The following is a 17447-nucleotide window of genomic DNA, read 5'->3' as shown; positions in this document are numbered from 1 at the left end:
AAAAAAGAAAAAACACAAAGGAGCAAAGCCTTTTTCAGCTTGCTCCTTTAAGTCATTGATTATACTCAACACTTCTATTTCTTTCATTACTAATTGTTTTAAACATATGATCAATCTCTTCATCGACCATGTCGCGCGGTCCACCATCACGAAGCTGATTATCAATCGTACGGATTCTGCTATAGGTGCTGTCATTTGTCGTAACTGAAACTATTCTGCCGTCAGCATATGGTTCTATAGCATCCACAATTGCCGCTTTCGTTTCTTCAGCTCTCAAAGGATCTTCCAAAACAGCGCCGACAATAATCCGCTCCCGATGCACCACCGCTCTCGCATCTGCAACATTGACAACTGTTGTAGCGATATTTCCAACTCTTTGAGCAAGCCTCCCATTATAGGCTGTATAATAAGAGCTTCTTGCTCCACTGTTATTGTCATTTAAATGGGCATGATAATTTTGATCATCGCGACTAAATAAAGTATGGTTATATTCTCCTCCGGGAGCCGCCTCATTATTAATTCCGCGAATGCCGTTATTTCTTCCTTCTCCTGCAATGGTATGATCCATTAATTCTGTTACGGGCCCATCGTTATCCTCATTCAACCAATTCGTATTCCCTCCGTCTTCCTCATGGTGTTCATTTGAATAATAACCGATAGCAAGAGGTTGTCGATCCCGGCCGTCTACTGCCTCATCATTATTGCCACATGCCCCGAGACTTAACACTATAGCTACAGCAGCAAGCCATGTTAATTTTTTATAGTTCAAGATAATACGCCCCTTCTACTCTCAAATAAGAGCAAAACACTTGCTCACTATTAGAGTGTGAGGTGCATTCCTTTTTCATCCTGTCAGTTCCGACCAGTCTGCTTTATTTTTGGGAAAGCTCACTTAAAGCAAGCTTTAGCTCCTTAATAAAACGCTCTCTTTCAAAAAACTGGCCTACTGTTAAATCAAGAACTTGACGCACAATAATCGGATTATTATAGTGCTTCTCCCTGATCAATCTATTCCATTCCCTAAAAATGTCAGATGGAAAAGCTAATCCATACAAAAAGAATTTCGAATGTAAGAAAGGACGTATTAATTCCAATTTTACCAACCGCTCAAGCGACCAATCAATATGAGGAAGAATTCGATTAGCAAATTGAAGATAATCAAGACTTCTATCTCCTATCGTAATTAAATCGAAATCAATGAGATATAACTCTTCCCCTTCTATTCGTAGAAAATTATGATGCGCCAAGTCCCCATGTAAGACAGTGGGGCAATCGATCGCTCCATCTTCTTGCTCCAAACCACGAAAAGACCAATCTGCCCATTGTAATATCTCTTCAATAATTTCTTTTTGAACAAAAAATTTTATAAATGAAATTTGGTTCAGAAAAGCAATTGTTCTTTCCCTCCACTTATTTAGTAAGTGCTGTTTTTTTAGCCTTCCATTATATTTTTCAACAAGCACTCTGCCGACTTCATGGAATTGATGTAACAAAGCTAAAGCTTCAACCCTATTATCATGCCCTTCATAGGTAAATGAATGAGCGGAAGGGGGAAGGTATTCGATAATGCCATAAAATGTTTGTTCAAATAATAAAGGGGAACCATTTGTTAAATTATAAAAAGAATAAGTATGAGGAAATCCGTGCTTCTTTAAATCCATTGTTATGTTTACTTGCGTCCTGAGGCGACGATATGATGGATAACCTTTGACGATATACTTGGTAAAGTCTTTACTTTCAAGAAGGAAAACATGATTGCGAAGAGGCTGTAACGATGTAATTTGAAAGGGAAGCTGGTCTTGTAAATAAAAAAGGAGACGATCCATATATAAACCGTCTCCCTGATCGTTAATCGTCACTTCCATCACTTTCATTTGGTTTCCTTGCCATCCCGAAGCCAGCACCCATTGGTCCATAAGGGTTCATAAACGGCGGGCTAGCAAACGGTTGGCCATACGGTGGAGCATAAACTGGTGCAACACCTGATCCATAACCTCCCGCTTCCGGATATTCCCCTTCAGCCTCATATCCCATTGACGTTTCCATCCGATATCCTGTTGGTACGGCACCATAGTTTGGTGCAAATCCTCCTGGCATTCCATAACCTGCAGGTATTTGTGGTTGAGGACCATAGCTTCCCACTAATTGTGGTCCACCGCATCCGCAATCTTTATCGTCCATCGCTCCTTGTACGGCTGGAAACGGCTGGTTCGGCCCGAATGGCATCCCTTGAGGAGCGTATGCCCCAGCAACCTCTGGCCCCGGTCCATATGCCGGTGGGAATGCAGGATATGGTTGTGCAAATCCCGGTCCTGGTCCATATGGCATTGGATAAGGAGAAGCATATGGTGGACATGGATATGGCGGGCATGGATATGGCGCATGCATCATTGGAGCCATATGCGGCATTAGTGGCATATTCGCCATTTCCGGCAACACTTGCGGCATCGGCGGCATATTCGCCATCTCCGGTGACACTTGCGGCATCGGCGGCATATTCGCCATTTCCGGTGACACTTGCGGCATCGGCGGCATATTCGCCATTTCCGGTGACACTTGCGGCATGTTTGGCATGTTTGGCATGTTTGGCATATTCGGCATGTTTGCCATTGGAGGGAATTGGGCATTATCGTATGCTCCCATTACACCTGCAGGTTGATTAGGCATAAACGGAGACGACTCATCATCAAAATAATGATTTTCTACTCCCGGCATTCCTCCATAGTATGGTGGCTGTTGCACTGCTCCTTGTACTTCAGGATTTACTGGTGATTGCTGATATGGATATCCTCCTGGAGCAGGGTAAGGTTTGAATGGATTCATTGGCTGTTGAAATCCTCCTTTAATCGGTATTTCGATTGAGGATGATTCCTCAAAAGATTCCGTTTCTACAGGCTTAAAAGGCTTCACCGGTTCTGGTTTTACTGGTTTTACTGGTTTCACCTGTTTTACTGGTTTCACCGGTTTTGCTTCAGGTAAAATATTTGCTGGTTTTGGTGGCAATTGCGGTGCATGAGGCTTTTGTTCCATATTAACATTTGCCATATTCATCATATAATAGTTGTTAATATCAATTTCTGGAATGATCGGTTTAGGCACTTTCGGTACAAATGGTTTTTTCGGCGTTTCCACTTTCGGCATTTCAGGCACTGGTTTTTCCGCTTTTTCAACCGGCGCCTCTTTTTTCTTCTCCTTTACAAACGGCTGCTCCTTTACTTGTTTTTCTTTTTTAACACCCATATTGAGCTGTGTTTCTTTCTGACCAATAGGAGCTTCTTTTTTAACGCTTCCCCCAGCAGTTGGAACCTTTATTTTCATTCCGGGCATAATCATATCAGGATTGCTGAGCTGTGAATTCAGTTTCTTCAGCTCTTCAAAATTCACGCCGTACTTTTTGGCGATTTTCCAAAGAGTATCCCCTTTCTGTACGATATGGATCTTCACTCTGACTTCTCCCTCCTATGCAAATGTCCATATATTGTATGATTGTGTGGGTAATTTGCTAATAATCTTCAAAAAAACTTATGCTTAATCTAAATAAATTATGTTAGCAGAGAGTGAAAACATTCTCGTACAAGCTTGAAATTTGTCAAAAAAGGGGGTTTAGTTCTGTCCATGAATATCGACTGTAAGGAAAAACTACGATAAACTATTCTCGAGATGGTTACTTTTTCAATTAAGATAGGGGTTTGCACTAGGTTGGTGTTGACTTTTGACTTGTTTCTGTCTGACTCCTTGAAGTGAATTTTTCACATCGCTTTAACACAACTAAAAAGGTGTGCGAAACCAGGGACTCACACGAAATGTGCCAAAAATCGTTACTGTTTAACAAAGTTAATATAGAAAATATAGAAATAAAGGGTGGAGAACAAATGAAAGGTCAGAAAATTCTAGGAGACGAAAGAAGAAGGCTGATTGTAACCTGGCTCCAAACAAGCCAAGAACCGATAACTGGAAGTGAATTAGCAATGAAAACCAATGTCTCTAGACAAGTAATAGTTGGAGATATTACATTGCTTAAAGCTCAGGGTGAACCAATTATTGCAACCAGCCAAGGATATCTGTATATGAGACGACCGGAAATGTTAAATAGGGTGGAAAGAACAATCGCCTGTTTCCATCCACCAGAAAAAACGGAAGAGGAGCTGTTATTAATAGTCCAACACGGAGTAACAGTCCTTGATGTAAAAATTGAACACTCCGTATATGGTGATTTAACCGCCTCAATCATGGTTTCAACAGTGAAAGAAGTTCAGCAATTCATTGAGAAAATCAGCGCAACTAATTCTTCCTATTTATCGGAATTAACAGACGGGATCCACCTCCATACTCTAGCTGCCGCAACTGAAGACGACCTAAATAAAGCTGAAGAAGCATTACGTACCAATGGCTTCCTTATCGAAGCATGAAATGAACGTAAAAATAACAGTAAACAGCAAAAGGAGCCTATTTGACCCCTTTTTGCTGTTTTACTTGATAGTATGGATAACTCCCTAAAACATTAACAGAGCAACCAAGTGCTTCTAATTCAGCAATTGCACCAGGGATTAAAACTTGATCCATCGCCATTTCGACATCGATAATAAAAAAATAGTTTCCGAGTCCTGTTTTAGTTGGTCTTGATTCGATCTTTGAAAGATTAAGCTTTCTCCAAGCAAATGCTGACAATACTTGATGGAGAGCACCAGAACGATCATCCGCTGGAAGAGTAATCATTAACGACGTTTTGTTCCCAACCATTTGCAAAGGACTGTGGCTGAATTTACTCGCCTCCTTCGCTAGAACAATAAAGCGTGTATGGTTGAAATCAAAGTCATGAATATCAGGGGCGACAACTGCTAACCCATATTCTTCAGCTGCTAATTCATTTGCAATCGCAGCAGCTTGTTCTGCCGGATGATCAAATACGTGTTTCGCAGCTGCTGCCGTCGAAGTAACACTTACTCTTTGAACTCCACGGCAATTTTGGTGAAGAAATTTATGACATTGCGCAATTGCATGCGAATGACTATAGATCGTCTCAATATTTTTCCAATTATCTTTATTTTGCGGATGAACCATTAAATGCTGCCTAATTGGCGCTGTTACCTCTGCTAAAATAGGAAGCGTTATCTCATGGATTAAATAGTCAAGAGTGATATTTACCGACCCTTCTAATGCATTTTCCAATGGTACGACACAAGCATCCACTTCATTTTTCATGACGGCATCCAAGCAATCAGGAATCGTCATATATGGAATCCCCTCATCGGACGGAAACATTTCACGTACTGCGATGTCTGTAAACGTTGCTTTCGGTCCTAAAAATGCAATTTTCATTATGATTTTTTCCTCCCCAGAAGTCATCCTGTTGTCTATATGAAAAGGACGCCTTGATCTTATGTTAATGTCTAGTCAAATTCATATTGCTCACTTCAAGTTAAAAACGGACATCTCTTAACATTGTTTTATTCATAAATATTCAGATATAAATGATGTCAAACTTGATATTGTTCGTTTGAAATCGATTCATTCTATCTAAAATTTCAAATAATTCCAATCAATCTAGGGTTTGGAGCTACGCTCCAGACCCAAGTACTTCTACATTTTCCACAAATTCTAGCTTTTTTAAATTTGCCAATAACTCATTGATTTCTATTCCCATTCCTGTAATGTTGAGGGACATGGTCACTTGTGCACGCCCCTGAAGTGGAATGGTCTGATGGATCGTTAAAACATTGCAGCCTGATGATGCTACAACCCCAAGTAGCTGTGATAGGGTTCCTGAACGGTCTTCTAAATGGAAAAACAAAGTGATTAATTTTTCCTTCACTATTGTATGAAATGGAAAAACAGTGTCTCGATATTTGTAAAATGCACTTCGACTTAAATCAACTTGTTGAACAGCATCCCAAACGGATTCGACTTTTTTCCGTTCGATCATTTCCTTCGCCTCTAGCGTCTTCTTCATCGCCTCAGGCAAAACATCCTCACGAACCAAATAAAATTTCTTATCAAATTTGTCTTTGCTCATTTCCCCACCCCATTAGAAAAGGGTAAACGTCAAAGTTCTTGAACGTCTCCTTTTCGAGAAAATTTAATCAAGAAATTCAAATTCATAATCTAACAGCTTAACCGTATCTCCGCTCTGAATGCCTCTTTCTCTCAACGCATCATCAACGCCCATTCCTCTAAGCTGTCTAGCGAAACGGCGCACCGATTCATCGCGCGAAAAATCGGTCATTTTAAATAATCGCTCAACCGCATCTCCAGAAACCACAAAGCTGCCGTCAGGATCACGGGTAATCACAAACTCTTTTTGGTCTGCTTCATGCTTATAAAGTACACGATTAATATCTGTTTCTTCTTCATGTACAAGAGGAAACTCTGGTGTTTCTTCGATTTTATCAGCAACTGCAAATAAAAGATCTCTTAATCCTTGCCGTGTCAGAGCAGAGATTGGAAATACCGGATAATCCTCTTCCAGCTGTTCTTTAAACGTTGCCAGATTTTCCTCCGCATCCGGCATGTCCATTTTATTCGCTACAATTATTTGTGGCCGCTCCGTCAACCGTAAATTATATTCTTTTAATTCATTATTAATCGTTTTATAGTCCTCGTACGGATCTCTTCCTTCTGTTGCCGCCATATCAATGACATGAACAATCACTCTAGTTCTTTCTATATGACGTAAAAATTGATGCCCTAACCCTACTCCGGAGTGTGCTCCTTCAATCAAACCTGGAAGATCGGCCATAACAAAGCTTCTTCCATCCTCTGTCTCCACCATACCAAGATTCGGAGCAATCGTTGTAAAATGATAATCGGCAATCTTTGGCTTCGCAGCCGATACGACAGAAAGCAAAGTTGACTTTCCAACACTTGGAAATCCAACTAACCCTACGTCGGCAAGAAGCTTCAATTCAAGAACGACTTCTTTTTCAATGCCTGGTTCCCCATGTTCAGACAGCTCTGGTGCCGGGTTAGCCGGTGTTGCAAACCTAGTATTGCCACGCCCGCCTCGACCACCGCGAGCAATCACCGCTCTTTGGCCATGCTCCGTCAAGTCAGCGATCACTTCCATCGTCTCCGCATCGGTCACAACTGTACCTGGTGGAACTTTGACAATCATATCTTTTGCATTGCGGCCATGCTGATTTTTTGACATCCCATGTTCGCCACGAGGTGCCTTAAAATGACGCTTATAACGGAAGTCCATGAGCGTTCTAAGTCCTTCTTCCACTTCAAAAATAACGTCCGCGCCTTTACCTCCGTCTCCCCCCGCTGGGCCGCCCTTCGGCACATATTTCTCACGGCGAAAGGCAACCATTCCGTTGCCTCCGTCTCCGCCTTTTACATATATCTTAACTTGATCTACAAACATTTTTGTCCTCCCATCTGCAGTAGATGTGTCCTTATGTAAAGTGATTCGGCGAGATGCAGCCGTCATCACTTTAGCAAATTTTTATATTATTGATATGGCATAAATACTTCAATAGAGAGTTCGTGCTCTGAAAGCTCGTGCACTGTTTTTGCAACGATTGATTGCTGTTGAAGAAAACGCTCTATATGTTCAATATTTGTTATTATTCCTCGAAAATCAAAAAAGAAACCGATCCCTGTTTCTTGTCTTTCAATTGTTACTGATAAATGATTTTCATGGAATGCCTTAATGACTTGATCCAATTCCTCTAAAAAAGTGTTTGTCCAATTGGTCAATACATCATCCTTAACGAGATGACCTGATGATAAATTTGGTTCCCCGACAATTTCATACTCTAAGTGAATTGAATGACTTTCCCAATTATATGTAAGGAGCAGTGTGGCAAATTGAGGAATGTTCAGGTTGGATAGAATTGATTCTTGTCTTGTTTCGACGACAATTTCATCAATAATTTCTTTCACACGATCCATTTTGTTTAAAGACAAATTCCCTTTAATTAATTGAATTTTATTAAGCCAATCATGCCTTGCATGTCGCAAAAGCTCAATCGTATCCCACTCTTTTTTCATAAAAGCACTCCTAAACAAACGAACTGAAACCTTCTTCTTGCTAGTATATCAAAATAACCAGTATGTGGGGACAAATATGGATGAAAATTTGATTTATCGGTCGTTATGTAAAAATATTGGTCTTAAATTAAATATATCAGTCTTCGTGCATATTTATCGGTCTTAAAATTTTTTTATCGGTCAAAAATCGAATTTATCGGTCAAAATGATCTTTGCTTCCACTTCTCGTTAAAACTCAAAAAAACTCCAACCAAAAACGGTTAGAGTTTTTTTAAAAGAATTAAGCTTCTTGAGCTACTGGGTACACGCTCACTTGCTTGCGGTCACGTCCTACGCGTTCAAACTTAACAACGCCATCCACTTTCGCGAATAGAGTGTCGTCTCCACCTTTACCAACGTTAACACCTGGATAAATCTTTGTTCCACGTTGACGATAAAGGATTGAACCACCAGTTACGAACTGACCATCTGCACGCTTAGCACCAAGGCGCTTTGCGATTGAGTCACGACCGTTCTTTGTAGAACCTACTCCCTTTTTAGAAGCGAAAAACTGAAGATCTAATCTTAACATTTTGTTCCACCTCCTACTTTTTGAAGGTTATTTTTATATGCTTTCCATAATCTCTTTCAATCGTCTGTAAACTCACAATCATCCCTTCAAGCAATAGCTGTACCTTCTCTTGTACGTCTTTCGTGAGATTATCTGGAATGACGCAGCGGAGAAAGCCTGACTCACCTTGCTCGATTTCTGGTTCTACTCCAGTTAATGCGATAATGGAATTAATCGCTCCGATAGAAACAGCAGAAGCTCCTGCACAAACAATGTCATTTCCTTTGTTGGCAAAGAGGGCATGACCACTAATCGTAAACGATTGTACTCGTCCAGATTCAGTACGATAAATCGTTGTTTGAATCATCATAAACCGCCTTACGCGTTGATTTTTTCAATTACAACTTTTGTGTATGGCTGACGATGACCTTGCTTTTTGTGATAGTTTTTCTTCGCTTTGTATTTGAAAACAATGATCTTCTTAGCGCGACCTTGCTTTTCAACTTTAGCTGTAACTGTTGCACCTTCAACAACTGGGCTACCAACTTTAACGTTTTCGCCACCAACGAATAAAACTTTATCAAATGTAACTGTTTCGCCTGCTTCAGCGTTTAGCTTTTCAATGTAGATGGCTTGACCTTCTTCTACTTTGATTTGCTTACCACCAGTTTCGATAATTGCGTACATGAACTGCACCTCCTCTTAGACTCAGACTCGCCATCACAGGTGACTCGAAAAGCGATAAAGGCCATTTTATAAGACGATCCCCGACTGTCGATGGATTGACTTATGGCAATCACAGCTTGATATAAATGAGTAATCTTTATAACCTGATCTGTGCGGTTGTAGCACGGGTGCGCTACAAACATAACATGAAAATATTATCATAGTCCGACTGTAAGTGTCAACACGAAAAATGCACCGTTGCTTAGCCGGTAATCGCAATATTCTTTTTCTCGCCCATCTGTTTAATACGATAATATGGCTTCGGTCCTTCTTCAATTGTAAAATAAAGCTCAATCCCGCAAGCGTTCTCTAAAAGTTTCTGCTCACTTCCATTTTCTCCGGCAAAAATGCTTCTAACATCCTCAGTAGCTTCGATTAACACCGCCTCTATATCCTTTCCTCTGAACTGTAATAGCTCCCGTTCCAAACGAAAGGCGACTGTTTCTGCACTGAGTACCTGCCCGTTTCCTTCGCACACTTGACAGGGGCTAAGCAGTGTTTCCTTAAGGGGAATCCGCGTTTTCATTCTCGTGATCTGCAAAATCCCTAATGGTGTGAAGCCGACGACTCTCGTTCTTCTCTCATCCCGACCGAGAGCAGTCTCCAACCTTTTTCTTACTTGTGTTCGTGCCTCTTCTGTTTTCATATCAATAAAGTCAACAAGAATCATCCCTGCTAAATTTCGAAGGCGAATTTGTCGGGCAATCTCATCCGCTGCCACAAGATTCGTCATGGTAACTGTGTCTTGAGGATTATGCTTTCCGGAAAACTGACCGGTATTTACATCAATTACTGTTAACGCCTCAGTCTCATCAAACACTAAATAAGCTCCGTTTTCCAACCACACTACTTTTCTTAAAGCGTTCTCAATCTCATGGTCCAATCGATAAATTGAAAAAATATCTTCTCTCTGATGATGTTGATAAATAAGCTCCACATGAAGGCAAACCGCTTCAAGTTCCTGTTTCAGCTCAAACGTGTCAACGACAACTCTGCCTGAATTTAAGGTTGAAATGACTGCTTTTACCTCTTCTAAAAAGAAATCACGCTTCATAACTAAGCCTGGTTTCTTCATCAGCTTCGAAGTTTGCACCATTTTTTCATACATCGTTCGCAGTTGCTCCAATTCAACAATTACATCCTCCTTGAAACACTCTGAACAAGCTGTACGAAAAAAAAGTCCTTCATCCCTCTGCTTGAGCTCATTACCAAGCTGACGCCATTCTTCCCGTATGGTTTGATCAGCCATTTTCTTCGATACGGCCACAAATTTCCCTTGCGGTGCATAAACGATTCTATCCCCACCAAGCTCAATGATTCCAGTCACCCTTGGTCCCTTGCTTCTGGCCATACCCTTTTCTACCTGAACAAGGATTTTTTCACCTTGATGAAGATAAGCAGCGATGCTTTTATTTTTATCTTCTTTCGACACGAAAAAAGCCGGGAGTTTATCCCGGTGTAAAAAGCCTTTCTTTTCAAGACCGATATCAATAAAAGCAGCGTTCAGGCCCGGCAAAACCTTCTCAACAATTCCTAAATAGATCGAACCTACAATTGAACGGTGCTGTGGCTGTTCAACAACAAGTTTTTCCAATTTATGATCTTTAATGAATGCATACCTTTTTTCTCTACCCATTCCATTTACGACTACAGTATTCACGAAAAAAACTCCTTACCTGCTTCATTCACCTTATTATCCAATAGCCCAGCGATTTTCTCAAATTTAATAAGGGTACAGCAAATCACCAATTTTAGCAGTAATTTGCTTTTCTGCAAAATAAGCATGAAGAAGTTCATTTTCATCTAGAGAACCCGTTTCATTGCCATCCTTCTCAACGATAATCGGATGCTTACAGCCCCGTTGAAAACGTTCTAGCACATGAATGACAAGCTCATCAGCCTCAACAATAAGCGGCTTAAGCTTACGTAACTCATTTTTCTTCCCATAATACCTTTCCATTAAAAAGCGAATAAAGATATAACGACTTTGCTTCCACTCATAACGTAAAGTAAAAATAATATAGGAAACAACGATCCATAAATTTAAATTGATTGGTTCAATCATTAGCATAAAACAGGTAAAAACAAATACAACGATAATCGAAATGATTAATGTCAGCTTAAAGGCCTTTGGAAAGGATTCTCTTAATGACAGCCATAAAAAAATAAATTTCCCCCCATCAAGCGGCCAAATAGGAAGCAAATTAAACATTAAGATCATTAGATTAAATTGAATAAAGTGGGTAAAAATAAATTCAGACATCACTCCAGCCTTATTCAAAAGCAAAGCGGCTGCTATTAACCAAAGATGCTGAATCGGGCCGGCTAAAGTAACAATGACCTCTTCCTTAAGCGGGCGATTCCCGTGCTCATCCATTTCCGCTACTCCCCCGAAGGGTAGAATTGAAATTTTTTTCACGCGCCACGAAAAAAAAGAAGCGGCAGCCGCATGTCCCAGCTCATGGATGAAAATGATCAAGAGTAAAAGAGAAAGTTCAATAAAATGCGCTGTCATAACCGCTATCGCAACAACACCCCATAATAATGGATGGATATATATTTTTCGAAAAAGGGAAAGAAAGTTAGTCAAATTGGATCACCTGGATGGGGTCAATAAAGTCATCCCCTTTTTTAATGGCAAAATAAAAAACGCCCTTCGCTCCATCTCCAGCATCTGCTGCCGTGCCAACACTTGTTCCTTTTTTTATAAATTCATACAATGTAACATCAATCGATTCAAGGTTGCCATACCATGTTTCGCTTTTATCGGCATGCTGAATAATGACCGTTTTACCGAAGCCTTCCTCATGGCCTACATAACTGACTCTTCCTTCACTCATCGCTGTAACTGCAGCGCCTTTTTCCGTTTCGATGGAAACCTTTTGACCGTCCTCTGCAAATTCCTCTAATATTCGTGCTGCCGCAGGTAAAGCATACTCCTGAATTCCGTCGGATTCTGGTTCTTCATTGCGCTCAAATGGCAAAAGAGCCAACGGCTTGCCAAATTTATTTTCATACCAATCTGCCACCGCCGCAAATTGAAAATCATGCTCCAATGATTTTATGACAAAGCTCTTTACTGGCTGCAATGATTCTCCGCCACTGCGGAAAATAATGGCGACAATGAGCACAAGACAAGCCGAAGCCAATATTTTAAACAAAAAAAATTCTTTATTAAATAGTGGATGACCACTTTCTCCTGGATCACTTTCATAAGAGGGGAATTTTTCAAATCCATATTTTTCTTCCTCTTCGACAACGAAAAATTGCTCATTTACATGCTTCGTCATTCTTTCCCTTTCACGTTTTCGTTTCGCTATCCTTTTTCTAATATCATCCGCTCTAGACATGTCCCCACCAATCCCTTATCTAGTTTGTACAAGTGTATGAGTTGTCCACGTCATATATGACAAGAAAAATCAGAAGTAAAAAGAGCTCACTCCTCCCAATCATTAATGAAGCTAAAAACAGAGCATCAAAAAAGAACCGAGCTTAACCTCAGTTCTTACATATGTATATTTACTTCACACCAAAAAATTTCTTCAATTTAGAAAAAACACCCTTGTCCTCTTCACCTAATGGCTGTAAAGGAACGGATTCTCCTAAAATGCGCCGGGCAATATTCCGGTAGGCAATTGACGCCTTGCTATTGGGGTTTAAAGCGATCGGTTCACCATGATTTGATGCCTTAATGACCTCATCATCGTCTGCAACAATGCCAATTAATTCAATCGATAAATGGGTTGTAATTTCATCAACATCCAGCATATCGCCATTTTTTATTAAATGGTTGCGAATGCGATTAATCACTAGTTTAGGAGATTCTACATTTTCTTCTTTTTCAAGAAGTCCGATAATTCGATCTGCATCACGAACTGCCGAAACTTCTGGAGTTGTAACAACGATCGCCTTATCTGCTCCTGCTACTGCATTTTTGTAGCCCTGTTCAATTCCGGCTGGGCAGTCAATGATAATATAATCATAATCCTGTTTCAGAGATTCTACCAGAACTTTCATTTGTTCTGGCTCAACCGCTGTTTTATCGCTTGTTTGTGCTGCTGGCAGCAAATAAAGAAGATCCTCAAAACGCTTGTCCTTGACGAGGGCTTGATGAATTTTGCAACGGCCTTGAATAACATCTACTAAGTCATAGATAATTCGATTTTCCAGCCCCATAACGACGTCCAAATTTCGCAAACCAATATCTGTATCTACCAAACAAACTCTTTTTCCTTGAAGAGCCAAAGCTGTACCTATATTAGCCGAAGTGGTTGTTTTACCAACCCCGCCTTTACCCGATGTTATAACGATTGCTTCCCCCACTTTAGAATCCTCCTTCCAATCTTGTTAAATTTGGTCTAAGATGCATCAAAACTTGTAATCTATCAATAATAATTTGTTCATTTTCATCAATATACGCGCACTCCATTTCCCGTCTTTCTTCGTTTCCATGGACATCAGGAGAGCGACTGATCGCTTCATTAATTCTTAACTGAGTCGGCATCATGATCGAAGCAGAAATAATCGCGTTCGAGTTTCCATTTGCACCAGCATGAGCAATTCCTTTTAATGCACCCATTACAAATACATTACCTCCCGCCACGACTTTGCCACCAGGATTTACATCTCCAATCAACAACAAATCTCCTGGTACTTCGAGAACTTGACCGGAGCGGACGATTCTTGCAACAGAAACAATTTCATGCTCCTCCATAATTTGTTTTGCTTCAAGCTTTGTTAAGACATTAGACTCTATCGACTCGACAACCAAATTCTTTTTTTGCCGAATCAACGTCTTAATTTCTTCCTTTTGCTCATCAGTTAAGTATCTATTTCCAGCTTTAACACTAACAGAAATTAGAGGATGCTCGTTATTCACTCTTTGATTTTCTGTCAGCTTCTCGTTTAACTCCCGTTTTAATTCCTCATAGGAGCACATGTCGTCTAAATGTAATGTTAGTCCATCTTTCGTTCCCTTTATTAGCACATTCTGAGTTTTCTTCATATCAAGATGTTCACCTCATAGAAAAGCGTAAGCTCCTGTACATTGCCATACAAACTGGCAGAACCTTTAGAAGTCCTTTGCTGTCAAAGAACTCACCTTTTTATAGAAAGGGCTTAAAGTTTGCAGGGGGCTACACAGCTTGCGCTGAACAATTCTCCAAGTCATGCTTCAACACCTTCTTTTTATCCCTTTGAGCCAAAATATAGGTGCTTGAGCTTGGCATATATCAAGCATAACATTCATATCGTTTAATCACATACTTTTTTTATCGATGATGTTCATAAATCTTTAGGCTTTATTAGCGTGACTGTTTTGATCTGATAATTGTTCTGCCCCGGGTAAAAGGAGGGAGAACGCGCTGTCAGCCTGCAGAAAGATATACAGACAACTGAGCAAAAAGCAGCCATATTATCTTTAAAGAAACAAGGTCTGTATCAGATATTCGACAAATACAACAAATATTCCTTTAATAAATACGTTGTTTTCAAAGAGATTATAGTTTCTTCGAAAACTCCCGTTAGTAACACTAACCTATTTTTGTAAAAGGAAGTATGGCTAATTATGTTACTCTGCTTTTAATGATTGAGCATATTTCTCAAAGTGTCGTTTAAGCGGATAAGCAAAAATAATAATAAACGCCAAATTTAAAATTAATGTTGGCACCCATCTTAAATCGACAAACATGGAAAAAACCATATCTGTTTTGTTGATTAAAAACGTTAATTCATAGACACAGAGCTCCAATAGGGCAACCCCCAGTAACGAAACAACTGCAATAACGACAATGTTCGCTTGCAGTAGTCGCATCACTTTTGAAGTCAAATAAGCAATGAAAGGGAATAAAAATAAGTAAACTCCAATTATTTCCGTATAAACGACATCAAACAATAGTCCAAAAACGAGAGCGTAAATCAGTCCGTGATTTCGATTACCATAAAGAGTCAAAAAGATAATAGCAATCATCAAAAAACGGGGAACTAGAATGCGATCGCTATTAAACATCTCAGCTGGAAGAGATTGAACAAAGATACTTTCCAACATAAAGAAAAAAATGAATAAGAGAGGAAGAAGAAATTTTCTCACAGCTCCTCCTCCTCATCATCGACCATATCACTTAAATTTGGCTGATCCATCACTCTCTTTACAACCATAACATTTCTAATATTATAAAAGTTTGCTCCTGGTTTCACATATGCAGTTTGATTAAGACCAAATTCATCAGGTTCAACATCCACTACTTCTCCAATTGACAAGTTCTGAGGGAATATTCCACCTAATCCAGATGTAACAACCTTTTGTTGTTTTTCAACTTTGGCATCATAAGGAATCCGCTTAAGCTTTAACAGCTCCCGATCAACGTCATAGCCCTCGATCGTCCCAAAATATTCTTCATTCCCTTTAATCTCAGCGGAGATTCGATTCGTTGGATCCATTGCACTTAATAATTGGATCGTGGCCGTAAATTGTTGTGTACTTTTCACTTTCCCGATTAAGTATCCATTGGACGAAACAACTGCCATATTTTGTTCGATTCCATTGACTTCGCCCTTATTAATAATGATAATTTCATGCCAACGATCTGGGTTGCGCCCAATAACCGTTGCTTGTATAGGCTCATAATCTCGAAGGCTTTCTTTTTCACCTAAAATCTCCCGAAGTTCTTCATTTTCCTTTTCTAGTTGTTGTACATCTGCCTCAAGCTTCGCAAGCTTATCTAACCGAGATTTCAATTCCTTATTTTCTGAATATGTATTTTGGAGATCTTTCACATTTTCAAAGAAATCGGTTACGTAGCCCTGTGGCTTTGCAAAAACATTTTGTATCCATCCGGTTGCATCCTTCAAAAATTGCTCTGGCACAGTTAATTCTTCTCGTTCTCTTAAGGAAAATCCAATTAATGCCACGAGAATAATAATGCTGACAAGCAAAAAAATCAGGCGTTTATTCAAAAAGAATTGTGGCATATACTACACCTCATTTTTTACAATATTCATAGAGCTATTTATAATAAATCGAGTACATGATGATCAATCGCAAATGAATTCACTTGCGATTGATCTCTAAAGAAATGGGTATAGACTAGCGTGATTCCTTTGCCCGATTTTTAAATAAGTTGATATTATCTAACGCCTTTCCTGTTCCAATCGCTACACAATCAAGTGGATTTTCGGCAATTAATACAGGCATATTCGTTTCTTCACTAATAACCCGATCAAGATTGCGCAGTAAAGCGCCGCCTCCAGTTAATACAATGCCGCGATCCATAATATCTGCCGCCAATTCTGGAGGCGTTTTTTCAAGCGTTACTTTCACAGCATCCACAATAGCCTCCACAGTATCTCGAAGAGCGTGTGAAATTTCCAAAGGAGTAATTTCGATTGTTTTCGGCAAACCCGTTAATAAATCACGACCACGAATTTCCATGTTATCGATGCCTTCTGGCTCTCCAGCACTACCAATTTCCACTTTAATCGTCTCTGAAGTCCGATCACCAATCATTAAATTATACGTTTTTCTTATGTAGCTCACGATTGCATCGTCCATTTCATCACCAGCAACACGCACGGACTGACTTGTAACGATTCCGCCAAGGGAAATAATCGCCACTTCCGTCGTTCCTCCGCCGATATCAACAACCATGCTTCCTGTTGGTTCCCATACAGGAAGATTGGCTCCAATTGCTGCAGCAAAAGGCTCTTCAATTGTATAGGCATCCTTCGCACCCGCTTGACGAGTCGCATCAATAACGGCTCGTTCCTCCACTGCTGTAATCCCTGACGGAACACACACCATTATATATGGCTTCCCAGAAAATAAGCCCTTTGCTTTTGTCGCTTGCTTAATATAATATTTCATCATTGTTGCAGTCGTTTCATAGTCAGCGATTACGCCATCCTTCATTGGTCGTAGCGCAACAACATTACCTGGTGTTCTTCCGATCATATTTTTCGCATCGTTTCCAACAGCGACAATTTGCTTTGTATCTGTTTGTAAAGCGACAACAGAAGGCTCGCGTACGACAACACCTTTTCCTTTCACATATACAAGGGTATTTGCTGTACCCAAATCTATCCCAAGGTCTTTAGTTCCAATACCTAACATTGTTGTATCTCCCTTTCTGAAACAAATCGTTTAACACCATTATTCGTGTCCTGATTAAGTGTTTATCCATTT

General features: G+C 40.0%; 19 protein-coding genes and 1 other annotated feature. Of the genes, 1 reads left to right on the top strand and 18 read right to left on the bottom strand.

Translation table 11 applies throughout. The features are described 5' to 3' along the window. Positions 1 to 52: 52 nt before the first annotated feature. The 3 genes from NST02_RS08915 to safA all read right to left on the bottom strand — a co-directional run bounded on the left by NST02_RS08915 (position 53) and on the right by safA (position 3444). The gene (locus NST02_RS08915; protein ID WP_170943535.1) at positions 53 to 769 is read right to left on the bottom strand and encodes a YhcN/YlaJ family sporulation lipoprotein; all 717 of its coding nucleotides are present in this window, start codon (positions 767 to 769) and stop codon (positions 53 to 55) included. A 103-nt stretch (positions 770 to 872) separates the two neighbouring features. Beyond that, entirely contained in the window at positions 873 to 1874 is a 1002-nt protein-coding gene (locus NST02_RS08910; protein ID WP_321177912.1) for a phosphotransferase, read from the bottom strand. After that, positions 1849 to 3444: a SafA/ExsA family spore coat assembly protein gene (safA, locus tag NST02_RS08905; protein WP_340948750.1), complete on the bottom strand. Its 1596-nt coding sequence runs from the start codon at positions 3442 to 3444 to the stop codon at positions 1849 to 1851. The genes NST02_RS08910 and safA overlap by 26 nt, the downstream gene beginning before the upstream one ends. Before the next feature lie 428 nt (positions 3445 to 3872). On the opposite strand from safA, the gene NST02_RS08900 reads away from it, so the two are divergent. Further along, a complete protein-coding gene (locus NST02_RS08900) occupies positions 3873 to 4409 on the top strand; it encodes a transcription repressor NadR (protein ID WP_095307248.1) in 537 nt (178 codons plus the stop codon). Positions 4410 to 4446: 37 nt separating this feature from the next. On the opposite strand, the gene pheA is transcribed toward NST02_RS08900, so the two are convergent. The 15 genes from pheA to NST02_RS08825 all read right to left on the bottom strand — a co-directional run bounded on the left by pheA (position 4447) and on the right by NST02_RS08825 (position 17375). Beyond that, a complete protein-coding gene (gene pheA / locus NST02_RS08895; protein ID WP_340948749.1) occupies positions 4447 to 5319 on the bottom strand; it encodes a prephenate dehydratase in 873 nt (290 codons plus the stop codon). Positions 5320 to 5557: 238 nt separating this feature from the next. After that, a complete protein-coding gene (locus tag NST02_RS08890; RefSeq protein ID WP_095307251.1) occupies positions 5558 to 6013 on the bottom strand; it encodes an ACT domain-containing protein in 456 nt (151 codons plus the stop codon). Positions 6014 to 6076: 63 nt separating this feature from the next. Beyond that, the gene (obgE, locus tag NST02_RS08885) at positions 6077 to 7363 is read right to left on the bottom strand and encodes a GTPase ObgE (RefSeq protein ID WP_095307253.1); all 1287 of its coding nucleotides are present in this window, start codon (positions 7361 to 7363) and stop codon (positions 6077 to 6079) included. An 86-nt stretch (positions 7364 to 7449) separates the two neighbouring features. Next, a complete protein-coding gene (locus NST02_RS08880; protein ID WP_095307259.1) occupies positions 7450 to 7992 on the bottom strand; it encodes a sporulation initiation phosphotransferase B in 543 nt (180 codons plus the stop codon). A gap of 280 nt (positions 7993 to 8272) precedes the next feature. Next, a complete protein-coding gene (gene rpmA / locus NST02_RS08875) occupies positions 8273 to 8563 on the bottom strand; it encodes a 50S ribosomal protein L27 (protein WP_095307263.1) in 291 nt (96 codons plus the stop codon). A 13-nt stretch (positions 8564 to 8576) separates the two neighbouring features. Beyond that, positions 8577 to 8909 carry a ribosomal-processing cysteine protease Prp gene (locus NST02_RS08870; protein WP_095307267.1) on the bottom strand — a complete coding sequence of 111 codons (333 nt, stop codon included), beginning with the start codon at positions 8907 to 8909 and terminating at the stop codon, positions 8577 to 8579. An 11-nt stretch (positions 8910 to 8920) separates the two neighbouring features. Continuing rightward, a complete protein-coding gene (gene rplU / locus NST02_RS08865) occupies positions 8921 to 9229 on the bottom strand; it encodes a 50S ribosomal protein L21 (protein ID WP_095307271.1) in 309 nt (102 codons plus the stop codon). A gap of 13 nt (positions 9230 to 9242) precedes the next feature. Continuing rightward, positions 9243 to 9397: a sequence feature (ribosomal protein L21 leader region), on the bottom strand. A gap of 73 nt (positions 9398 to 9470) precedes the next feature. Then, positions 9471 to 10928 (bottom strand): Rne/Rng family ribonuclease, encoded by a 1458-nt coding sequence (locus NST02_RS08860; protein ID WP_340948745.1) that lies wholly within the window; start codon positions 10926 to 10928, stop codon positions 9471 to 9473. A 63-nt stretch (positions 10929 to 10991) separates the two neighbouring features. After that, the gene (locus NST02_RS08855) at positions 10992 to 11858 is read right to left on the bottom strand and encodes a M50 family metallopeptidase (RefSeq protein ID WP_340948742.1); all 867 of its coding nucleotides are present in this window, start codon (positions 11856 to 11858) and stop codon (positions 10992 to 10994) included. Then, on the bottom strand, positions 11851 to 12618 hold the full coding sequence (locus tag NST02_RS08850) for a M23 family metallopeptidase (protein ID WP_340948740.1): 768 nt from the start codon (positions 12616 to 12618) through the stop codon (positions 11851 to 11853). The genes NST02_RS08855 and NST02_RS08850 overlap by 8 nt, the downstream gene beginning before the upstream one ends. A gap of 169 nt (positions 12619 to 12787) precedes the next feature. Beyond that, positions 12788 to 13591 (bottom strand): septum site-determining protein MinD, encoded by an 804-nt coding sequence (gene minD / locus NST02_RS08845; protein ID WP_095307289.1) that lies wholly within the window; start codon positions 13589 to 13591, stop codon positions 12788 to 12790. Position 13592: 1 nt separating this feature from the next. After that, positions 13593 to 14273 (bottom strand): septum site-determining protein MinC, encoded by a 681-nt coding sequence (minC, locus tag NST02_RS08840; protein WP_095307294.1) that lies wholly within the window; start codon positions 14271 to 14273, stop codon positions 13593 to 13595. Positions 14274 to 14837: 564 nt separating this feature from the next. Continuing rightward, positions 14838 to 15356: a rod shape-determining protein MreD gene (mreD, locus tag NST02_RS08835; RefSeq protein WP_095307299.1), complete on the bottom strand. Its 519-nt coding sequence runs from the start codon at positions 15354 to 15356 to the stop codon at positions 14838 to 14840. Then, positions 15353 to 16237: a rod shape-determining protein MreC gene (gene mreC / locus NST02_RS08830; RefSeq protein ID WP_095307304.1), complete on the bottom strand. Its 885-nt coding sequence runs from the start codon at positions 16235 to 16237 to the stop codon at positions 15353 to 15355. Before mreC ends, mreD begins: the two co-directional genes overlap by 4 nt. 115 nt (positions 16238 to 16352) lie before the next feature. Next, positions 16353 to 17375, bottom strand: a complete 1023-nt coding sequence (locus tag NST02_RS08825) for a rod shape-determining protein (RefSeq protein ID WP_095307309.1) — start codon at positions 17373 to 17375, stop codon at positions 16353 to 16355. Between the last annotated feature and the right edge of the window lie 72 nt (positions 17376 to 17447).

The organism is Robertmurraya sp. FSL W8-0741 (assembly GCF_038004005.1).
GTDB classification, from domain to species: domain Bacteria; phylum Bacillota; class Bacilli; order Bacillales; family Cytobacillaceae; genus Robertmurraya; species Robertmurraya siralis.
Note: the sequence above shows the minus strand (reverse complement) of the source record. Positions and strands in the feature narration are given on the sequence as shown.

Excerpts from the sequence above, each read along its gene's own strand:
- pheA (WP_340948749.1), bottom strand. The coding sequence starts at position 5,319 with ATGAAAATTGCATTTTTAGGACCGAAAGCAACGTTTACAGACATCGCA.
- NST02_RS08880 (WP_095307259.1), bottom strand. The coding sequence starts at position 7,992 with ATGAAAAAAGAGTGGGATACGATTGAGCTTTTGCGACATGCAAGGCAT.
- rplU (WP_095307271.1), bottom strand. The coding sequence starts at position 9,229 with ATGTACGCAATTATCGAAACTGGTGGTAAGCAAATCAAAGTAGAAGAA.
- NST02_RS08900 (WP_095307248.1), top strand. The coding sequence starts at position 3,873 with ATGAAAGGTCAGAAAATTCTAGGAGACGAAAGAAGAAGGCTGATTGTA.
- rpmA (WP_095307263.1), bottom strand. The coding sequence starts at position 8,563 with ATGTTAAGATTAGATCTTCAGTTTTTCGCTTCTAAAAAGGGAGTAGGT.
- NST02_RS08890 (WP_095307251.1), bottom strand. The coding sequence starts at position 6,013 with ATGAGCAAAGACAAATTTGATAAGAAATTTTATTTGGTTCGTGAGGAT.
- minC (WP_095307294.1), bottom strand. The coding sequence starts at position 14,273 with ATGAAGAAAACTCAGAATGTGCTAATAAAGGGAACGAAAGATGGACTA.
- mreC (WP_095307304.1), bottom strand. The coding sequence starts at position 16,237 with ATGCCACAATTCTTTTTGAATAAACGCCTGATTTTTTTGCTTGTCAGC.
- NST02_RS08910 (WP_321177912.1), bottom strand. The coding sequence starts at position 1,874 with ATGAAAGTGATGGAAGTGACGATTAACGATCAGGGAGACGGTTTATAT.
- NST02_RS08850 (WP_340948740.1), bottom strand. The coding sequence starts at position 12,618 with ATGTCTAGAGCGGATGATATTAGAAAAAGGATAGCGAAACGAAAACGT.
- NST02_RS08825 (WP_095307309.1), bottom strand. The coding sequence starts at position 17,375 with ATGTTAGGTATTGGAACTAAAGACCTTGGGATAGATTTGGGTACAGCA.
- NST02_RS08870 (WP_095307267.1), bottom strand. The coding sequence starts at position 8,909 with ATGATTCAAACAACGATTTATCGTACTGAATCTGGACGAGTACAATCG.
- obgE (WP_095307253.1), bottom strand. The coding sequence starts at position 7,363 with ATGTTTGTAGATCAAGTTAAGATATATGTAAAAGGCGGAGACGGAGGC.